6 protein-coding genes are annotated in these 8,207 nt (G+C 74.3%); 2 read left to right on the top strand and 4 right to left on the bottom strand.

All coding sequences use genetic code 11. The annotated features are described in order from the left end of the window. Window positions 1–49: 49 nt before the first annotated feature. From ACTT8P_RS37370 to ACTT8P_RS37355, 4 genes are all read right to left on the bottom strand, one after another. Complete coding sequence (locus ACTT8P_RS37370; protein WP_442836249.1) at window positions 50–2,449, bottom strand: transglutaminase family protein; 2,400 nt, start codon at window positions 2,447–2,449, stop codon at window positions 50–52. 397 nt (window positions 2,450–2,846) lie between these two features. Continuing rightward, window positions 2,847–4,208, bottom strand: a complete 1,362-nt coding sequence (locus tag ACTT8P_RS37365; RefSeq protein WP_442836248.1) for a DUF58 domain-containing protein — start codon at window positions 4,206–4,208, stop codon at window positions 2,847–2,849. Next, complete coding sequence (locus ACTT8P_RS37360) at window positions 4,208–5,245, bottom strand: AAA family ATPase (protein ID WP_442836247.1); 1,038 nt, start codon at window positions 5,243–5,245, stop codon at window positions 4,208–4,210. Before ACTT8P_RS37360 ends, ACTT8P_RS37365 begins: the two co-directional genes overlap by 1 nt. Before the next feature lie 222 nt (window positions 5,246–5,467). Continuing rightward, window positions 5,468–6,013, bottom strand: coding sequence for a beta-class carbonic anhydrase (locus tag ACTT8P_RS37355; RefSeq protein WP_442836246.1), 546 nt, complete (start codon window positions 6,011–6,013; stop codon window positions 5,468–5,470). A gap of 425 nt (window positions 6,014–6,438) precedes the next feature. On the opposite strand from ACTT8P_RS37355, the gene rsmH reads away from it, so the two are divergent. Both rsmH and ACTT8P_RS37345 read left to right on the top strand, forming a co-directional pair. Continuing rightward, window positions 6,439–7,395 carry a 16S rRNA (cytosine(1402)-N(4))-methyltransferase RsmH gene (gene rsmH, locus ACTT8P_RS37350; protein ID WP_442836245.1) on the top strand — a complete coding sequence of 319 codons (957 nt, stop codon included), beginning with the start codon at window positions 6,439–6,441 and terminating at the stop codon, window positions 7,393–7,395. Between the two features lie 76 nt (window positions 7,396–7,471). Continuing rightward, a complete protein-coding gene (locus ACTT8P_RS37345; protein ID WP_442836244.1) occupies window positions 7,472–7,906 on the top strand; it encodes a septum formation initiator family protein in 435 nt (144 codons plus the stop codon). Window positions 7,907–8,207 lie beyond the last annotated feature (301 nt).

Raw genomic sequence — 8,207 nt, 5'->3', positions numbered from 1 at the left:
GGCCGGTGGTCGCCCCTCACCCACATTCACGTTTCACATTCGCGTTTACTCAGCTCTCCGCGTTCCTGCCCCTCGGCCTGCGCAGAGTCGGCCGGGCCGCCGAGACGCGGCCGCTGAGGGCCGCCCAGCGGGCCGCCGCCGCCCAGGTCACCCGAACCGCCGAACGCGGGGCCAGGCGTGCGCGCAGCCGCACACCCCGGCCGGCCGTGGCCCGCAGCCCGGCCGCCACCCGGAGCACGTCCTCGGTCAGTCCGGTGCCCGGACGCGGCCGGGGAGCGTAGAGCACCTGCTCCACGGCGTCCGCCACCCGGTGCACCGCCGCGGCGGCCGCGGGATCGAGTCGGCCCAGCCGGACGACCCGGGCCGCCGCCTTGCGCGGGGTCCCCGACTCCTGCGGCGCGATGCCGTAGTCCCACGCCGTGTCGGTCAGCTCCTGCCAGGCCGCCAGTGTGCGGGCCGCCGCGTCCGCCGGGCTCCGGCCGTGCGCCCCGAGCCGCAGCGACCGCTGCCGGGTCCGCCACAGCAGCGGGGCGAGCGGGGCCACCAGCACCAGCAGCACGGCCAGCGCCCAGGCCAGCAGGGCGTACCACTTCGGACCGTCGTCGTCCGCGGCGAGCGCGGCCTGCGGGGACTCGCTCGCGCAGGCGCCGACCTCCTTCCGGTCCTGCGCGGTGCAGCTCTCGTCGGCCGACGCGGAGGCCGCCGGGGCCTCGGAGGTGTCCTGGGACGGCCGGGCGGCGTCCGGCAGCGTGGTGCCCGGCGCGTCCGGCACGGTGTACGACGGCATCGAGCCGCGGTTCGGGGTCGGCTCGAAGCGGGTCCAGCCGATGCCCTCGAAGTACAGCTCCGGCCAGGCGTGCGCGTCCCGCAGGCCCACCGCCACCGATCCGTCCGCCTGCGGGGAACCCGGCGCGAAGCCGACCGCGACCCGGGCCGGGATGCCCAGCGAACGGGCCATCGCCGCCATGGCGAACGAGAAGTGCACGCAGAAGCCCTGCTTGTCGCGCAGGAAACGGGCGATCGCCTGGGAGCCGCTGCCGACCTGCACCTGGGTGTCGTACTCGAAACCGCCGGTGATCGCGAAGTACTCCTGGAGCTTGACGGCCTGGTCGTAGGCGTCGGTCGCGCCCGCCGTGACCTCCCGGGCGGTGTCGGACACGATGGCCGGCAGCGAGTCGGGCAGCTCGGTGTACTCGCGGGTCATGGCCGTCGAGGGCCGGGGCGCGGCGGCCAGCTGCTCCGCGGTCGGCCGTACCTCCAGGCTGGTGACGTCATAGGTCAGACCGCGGGTGTTCTGGCCGTGGTCGCCGACCAGGGTCATGCCGACCGGCTCGTACCGCCAGGCGCCGGTGACGTCCACCCCGCTCGGCGGATACGGCATCGGCAGCCAGTCCTGGGCATACCAGTCGGCCGCCGAGATGGTGCTGCGGGTCCGGGTCCGTTCCACGTCGGGGCCGAGGCCGACCGGGGTGGGGAAGGTGCCGTCCGGCACGGCGGTGATCTTCCGCTTGGACGGCTTCCAGGTGGTGCCGTCGAAGTCGTCCAGGGAGACGATCCGCAGATAGAGGTTGGAGATGTCGCTCGACTCGGTGCGCACGGAGAGGACCTGGCGGTCCTCGTCCACGTTCAGGCTGTCGCGCAGGGAGACCAGTGGGTTCACCGCCGAAATGGTGCCGCCGCCTCCGCCGCCGGAGCCCACCCCGCCGCCGGTGCCGGCCAGCAGGCCGCCGTTCATGGCGGGCAGCGCGAGCGGCACCACCAGGGCGGTGCCCAGCGCGACCGCGCCGATCCGCCGGCCGGTGCGGACCGGGGCGAGGGCCCGGGCCGGCTCGGCGCCCGGGGAGCGCGGTGCGCCGCCGAAGACGCGGCCCCACTGCGAGAGCCGCTCACGTCCCTCGGCCAGCAGCAGCATCAGATAGCCGGCCGCCGCGACCAGGAACCACAGCCAGTCGGTGCCGCCCTCGGACAGCCCCGCGGCCACCGAGTACAGCGCCAGCAGGGGCAGCCCCGCCGGGGCCGCGCTGCGGAAGGTCACCGCGAGGGTGTCCACCAGCAGGCCGATCACCAGCACGCCGCCGACCAGCATCAGCCGGATGCCGTCCGACTCCAGCGGCGCCGGGATCGCGTACCGCGCGATGTCGTCGCCGCCCTGTCGCAGCAGCTCGGCGAAGTGCCGGAAGGTGTCCGGGCCGGGCACCAGCCCGGCGAAGGACTGCGCACGTGCGAAGACCAGCGTCAGCAGCACCAGGGCGGTCAGGGCCTCGGCCGCGACGGTCAGCGGCCGGGCCAGCGGCACCCGGCGGACGGCCGCGCCCACCCCGGACTGGACCGCCAGCAGGAACGCGGCCTGGATGATCCAGGTGGCCGGATCGACCAGGGGCAGCAGCGCGCAGGAGGCCATCAGGGTGGCCGCCCACGCGCACAGCGCCATGCGGGCTCGGCCGCTCATCGGAGGGCCTCCTGGCCGGGGGCTGTGGGGGCGCCGGACGCCCGTACGGGACCCGCCGGGGGCCGTTGCCGGTGGACCCCCGCCGCCGGCCCGAACGGCGTCGTCGTCCTCGAACGCCGGACGGACTGAAAACCTCCGCCGGGCTGGGAAGTCCCGCCGGGCGGGGAAACCTCACCACGCTGGGAAGTCCCGCCGGGTGAGGAAGCCCCGCCGGGCAGGGAAATCCCGCCACGCTGGGAAGTCCCGCCGGGTGAGGAAGCCCCGCCGGGCAGGGAAATCCCGCCACGCCAGGGAGCCCCACTACGCCAGGGAGCCCCACTACGCCAGGGAACCCCACTACGCCGGGAAGCCCCGCCACGTCGGCAACCGCAGGCGCCCAGCACCACCCGTCCGTCCCTCACGACCCCTCCCCGCCGCTCGCCGGCATGAGCCCGGAGCGTTCCTGTTCGGCGCGGCGCCACCGTTCCTCCAGTGACGCGCCGCGCTCCACGCTCACGGCCGTCCAGCCGGACTCGCGCAGCAGCCGCAGCCACTGTCCCGGTCCGTCCAACGGGCCGGGCACGTCCGTCGGTTCCCGCAGCCAGGCGTCGCTGTCCAGGACGAAGGCGATCGCCCCGCCGCTGCGCCGGCTCATCTTCGCGGCGACCGCCGCCTGCTCCTCGTCCAGATCGCCGAAGAACGCCACCAGCAGCCCCTCGTTGCCACCGCGCAGCACGTCGTAGGCCCGGGACAGACCCGTGTTGTCGGAGTAGTCGATCACCGCGAGGGTGTCCATCATCAGCCCGGCCGCGTCCGCCGACTCCTGGGTGGCACCCGCGAAACCGTCGGCCCCCTCACCCGGCACCGAACTGCCGGTGTCCGTCAGCAGCCGGACGGAGAAGCCCCGTTCCAGCATGTGCACCAGGACCGACGCCGCGCCCGACACCGCCCACTCGAAGGCCGAGTCGGGTCCGGCGCCGTCGTAGGCGACCACTCGGGTGTCCAGCAGAACCGTGCAGCGGGCGCGCTGCGGCTGCTCCTCGCGGCGCACCATCAGCTCGCCGTAGCGGGCCGTGGAGCGCCAGTGCACGCGGCGCAGGTCGTCGCCGTGCCGGTACCCGCGCGGAATCACGTCGTCCTCGCCGGCCAGCGCCAGCGACCGCTGCCGTCCGTCGCCGTACCCCTTGGCCTCGCCGCTCAGCCGGACCGGGGACAACGGCTCCACGCGCGGTATCACGGTGAGGGTGTCCTGCGCCGAGAAGGACCGGGTCAGCTCGCACATGCCGAACGGATCGGTCAGCCGGAGCTGGAGCGGGCCCAGCGGGTAGCGGCCGCGCAGATCGGAGCGGACCCGGTAGGAGACCTCCCGGCGGCCGCCCGCCTCGACCCGGTCCAGGACGAAGCGGGGCCGGGGGCCGAGCACGTAGGGCACCCGGTCCTGGAGCATCAGCAGGCCGGTGGGCAGCCGCGAGACGTTCTCCACGCTCAGGTGGACCCGCGCCTCGCCGGCCGCCGGTACCCGCGCGGGGGAGAGCCGGCGGCCGCCCGCCACCCGGTACCGCGTGCGGTACAGCACGGCGGCGCAGACCAGCGGCAGTACGGCCAGCAGCAGCCCGACCCGGAGCAGATCGCTCTGGCCGAGGACGTACGCGCAGACCGCGGCGGCCACGCCGGCCGCCAGGAAGGAGCGGCCCCGGGTGGTCAGACCGGCCAGCGCGGTCCGCAGGCCGCCCCGCTCGCCCCGCTCACCCTCCGCCCGGTCCGTCCCCCCGGTGGTCATCACAGCCTCCGCGGCGGCTGCTGACCGTACGCCGGTGCGCCGCCGCCCAGCCCGTAGCCGCCCGGCTGCCGGCCGGCCGCGGGCACCGGGGTGCGCTGGAGGATCTCCTGCACCACCTGCTCGGCGCTGCGGCGGTTGAGCTGGGCCTGCGCGGTGGGCAGCAGACGGTGGGCGAGGACGGCGACGGCGAGCGCCTGCACGTCGTCCGGCAGCGCGTACTCCCGCCCGCTGAGGGCGGCGGTCGCCTTCGCCGCGCGCAGCAGATGCAGCGTGGCGCGCGGCGAGGCGCCGAGTCTGAGGTCGGGGTGGGTGCGGGTGGCGGCGACCAGGTCCACCGCGTACCGCCGGACCGGCTCCGCCACGTGCACGCCGCGGACCGCCTCGATCAGCTTCAGGATCTCGTGCGCGTGCGCCACCGGCTGGAGATCGTCCAGCGGGTTGACCCCGCCGTGCACGTCGAGCATCCGCAACTCGGCCTCCGCGCTGGGGTAGCCGATGGAGACCCGGGCCATGAAACGGTCGCGCTGCGCCTCGGGCAGCGGGTAGGTGCCCTCCATCTCGACCGGGTTCTGCGTCGCCACCACCATGAAGGGGGCGGGCAGTTCGTAGGTGCTGCCGTCGATGGTGACCTGCCGCTCCTCCATCGACTCGAGCAGCGCGGACTGGGTCTTGGGCGAGGCGCGGTTGATCTCGTCGCCGATCACCACCTGGGCGAAGATCGCGCCCGGCTTGAACTCGAAGTCCCGGCGCTGCTGGTCCCAGATCGACACCCCGGTGATGTCCGAGGGCAGCAGGTCGGGCGTGAACTGGATGCGCCGCACCGAGCAGTCGATGGACCGGGCCAGCGCCTTGGCCAGCATGGTCTTCCCGACCCCGGGGACGTCCTCGATCAGCAGATGTCCCTCGGCGAGCAGCACGGTCAGCGAGAGCCGGACGACCTCGGGCTTGCCCTCGATCACGCCTTCCACCGACTCGCGTACCCGCTCGACCACCGCGGTCAAATCCGTGAGGCTCGCTCGATCGTCATAGGTCGTCACCCGGCCCTCCTCGGCCTTTCCCCTTGCTCCCGAAGGAGCCCCCGGTCCACGGCGGCCGCGCGGGGAGAGTCCCGCGCACCGCCGCTCCCCGCATTCTTGCCGCCGTTACCGATTCGTGTCACTCGCCTGTGGACAACTGCCCGCGATATGTCGGACCTTGCGGTCTTTCGGGCGTCCTATCGGTTCGCTGTCGCCCCGGAACGGTCCGGGACGGGCAGCCCGTCAGGCGGGGTCGATCTCCCGCAGACTGCCGGTCTTCACGTCGAACACAAAACCGCGTACGTCGTCGGTGTGCGCCAGGAACGGGGAGGTGCGCACCCGCTGGATCGACTGCCGTACGTCCTGGTCGACGTCCCGGAAGGACTCCACCGCCCAGACCGGGCGCTGGCCGACCTCGGTCTCCAGCTCGGTGCGGAAGTCCTCGGTGAGGGTCTCCATGCCGCAGCCGGTGTGGTGGATGAGGACCACGCTGCGGGTGCCCAGCTTGCGCTGGCTGACGGTCAGGGAACGGATGACGTCGTCGGTCACCACCCCGCCCGCGTTGCGGATGGTGTGGCAGTCGCCGAGGTTCAGGCCGAGCGCGGCGTGCAGGTCGAGCCGGGCGTCCATGCAGGCCACCACGGCGACGCGCAGGACGGGACGGGCGTCCATGCCCGGATCGGCGAAGTCGGCGGCATAGCGTGCGTTCGCCTCGACGAGACGGTCGGTGACGGTGCCGCCGCTTATGGCGGCGTCGGAGCCTGCGGGAACAGATGCAGAAGTCGTCATATCCCCGACGTTACTGGTCACTCGCCGACCCGGCCCGCTGTGAAGAGGGACAAAGAACACCAGGAAGCCTTGGTGTGAGCTAACCCACAGGAGTGGTGACCGTGCGTCCGTCCGGGTGAAGTGCCCCCGGATTCCGCTTCCGCCGCCCCCGGGACCGCGACGCGCAGGCCGGTTGATTGACCGGGAGACAGGGTGGACTAAAGTGACGCGAAGCGGGAGGCGAGGCTCTCCCCGCTGGACTGAAACCCCGGAGAACCGGGCGCCGAGGTGCCCGTTCCCCCCACGTGCGCGGCGCGTACGTACGGCTCGGCCTCCTCCCGCTCCCGGCCGGCCGACGCTTCCGGCGCCGGCAGGTCTCCCCTTCCTGAGCGGGCGGGGACCCGGCGGTGCGGGACGCCGCGCCGGACCCGAGAGGCCGACCCCCCTTGAGCCAGAGTCGACACGTCCCGGTGATGCTCCAGCGGTGCCTGGACCTGCTGGCGCCCGCCCTGGAGCGGCCGGGGGCGGTGGTCGTCGACTGCACCCTCGGCCTCGGCGGACACAGCGAGGCCCTGCTGGCCCGCTTCCCCGAGGCCCGGCTCGTCGCCCTGGACCGGGACAAGGAGGCGCTGCGGCTGTCCGGCGAGCGGCTCGCGCCCTACGGCGAGCGCGCCACCCTGGTGCACGCCGTCTACGACGAGCTGCCCGACGTACTCGACCGGCTCGGCGTCCCGCGCGTCCAGGGCGTGCTGTTCGACCTCGGGGTCTCCTCCATGCAGCTGGACGAGGCGGACCGCGGCTTCGCCTACGCCCAGGACGCCCCGCTGGACATGCGGATGGACCAGAGCACCGGGATGAGCGCCGCCGAGGTGCTCAACACCTATCCGCCGGGCGAACTGGTCCGCATCCTGCGGGCGTACGGCGAGGAGAAGCAGGCCAAGCGGATCGTGTCGGCGGTGGTGCGGGAGCGCGAGAAGGAGCCGTTCGGCAACAGCGCACGGCTGGTGGAGCTGATCCGCAGCGCGCTGCCGCAGGCCGCCAAGCGCACCGGCGGCAACCCGGCCAAGCGCACCTTCCAGGCGCTGCGCATCGAGGTCAACGGCGAGCTGTCGGTCCTGGAGCGGGCCGTCCCGGCCGCCGTCGCGGCCCTCGCCGTGGGCGGCCGGATCGCCGTGCTGTCGTACCACTCGCTGGAGGACCGGCTGGTCAAGCAGGTGCTGGCGGCGGGTGCGGCCAACACCGCCCCGCCCGGTCTGCCGGTGGTGCCGGAGCGGTACGCGCCCCGGCTCAAGCTGCTCACGCGCGGTGCCGAACTTCCCACTGAGGAGGAGATCGCCGAGAACCGGCGGGCGGCGCCGGCCCGGCTGCGCGGCGCGGAGCGGATCAGGGAGTCCGCCGAGTGAAGCGGGTCGAGGCCCGTGGGCCTCAGCGGCGGGGACGGTACGACGGGCGTGGCCCGGACCGGGGAGCGGAGGCGCTGTGAAGGGCACACCGGAACTGAGGGGCAGGGCCGCCCGGCTCGCCCGGCTCTTCCCGACCGGCGGCGGGCGCGGGCAGGCCGCCCGCACGCCCTTCGTCCTCCTTGTCGTCCTGCTCCTCGGCGGTGGCCTCATCACCCTGCTGGTGCTGAACTCCGCGCTGAGCGAGGGGTCCTTCCAGCTCGACGACCTGGAGCAGCAGACCAAGGAGCTCACCGACGAGGAGCAGGCCCTCCAGCGCGACGTCGACGCCTACTCCGCGCCCCAGGCCCTCCAGCGCCGGGCCCGCGAGCTGGGCATGGTCCCCGGCGGCGACCCGGCCTTCCTCGCCCCCGACGGCACGGTCAAGGGCTCCCCGAGCCCCGCCTCCACCGTGGCCCCCCTGGTCCTCGCCCCCGAGGCGCTCACCGCGCCCACCCCGACCCCCGGCAGGTGACGGAAGTGCCCGACGACTTCGGCAGGCAACCGACGCGCCGCCGGGTGCCCGGTCCGGCTCGGCCGGTGCGGTCCGGGGGGCTACGGCGGTCCGGTCCCGGTTCCGGTCCCGGCGTCCGTCCGGTACGGCGCCCGGTGCCGGCCTCGGCCGCGACGCGCTCGCCCCGCACCCCCGGTGCGCTCACTACCCCACCGGTCCCCACCGGCTCGCCCATTCCCACCCCGACCCCGACCCCCGGCAGGTGACGGAAGTGCCCGACGACTTCGGCAGGCAACCGACGCGCCGCCGGGTGCCCGGTCCG

This window comes from Streptomyces sp. JW3 (genome assembly GCF_052216785.1).
GTDB lineage: Bacteria > Actinomycetota > Actinomycetes > Streptomycetales > Streptomycetaceae > Streptomyces.
This window is presented reverse-complemented; position numbering and strand designations above follow the sequence as displayed.

Coding starts and splice junctions, on each gene's coding strand:
- ACTT8P_RS37370 (WP_442836249.1), bottom strand. CDS start 2,449: ATGAGCGGCCGAGCCCGCATGGCGCTGTGCGCGTGGGCGGCCACCCTG.
- ACTT8P_RS37355 (WP_442836246.1), bottom strand. CDS start 6,013: ATGACGACTTCTGCATCTGTTCCCGCAGGCTCCGACGCCGCCATAAGC.
- ACTT8P_RS37365 (WP_442836248.1), bottom strand. CDS start 4,208: ATGACCACCGGGGGGACGGACCGGGCGGAGGGTGAGCGGGGCGAGCGG.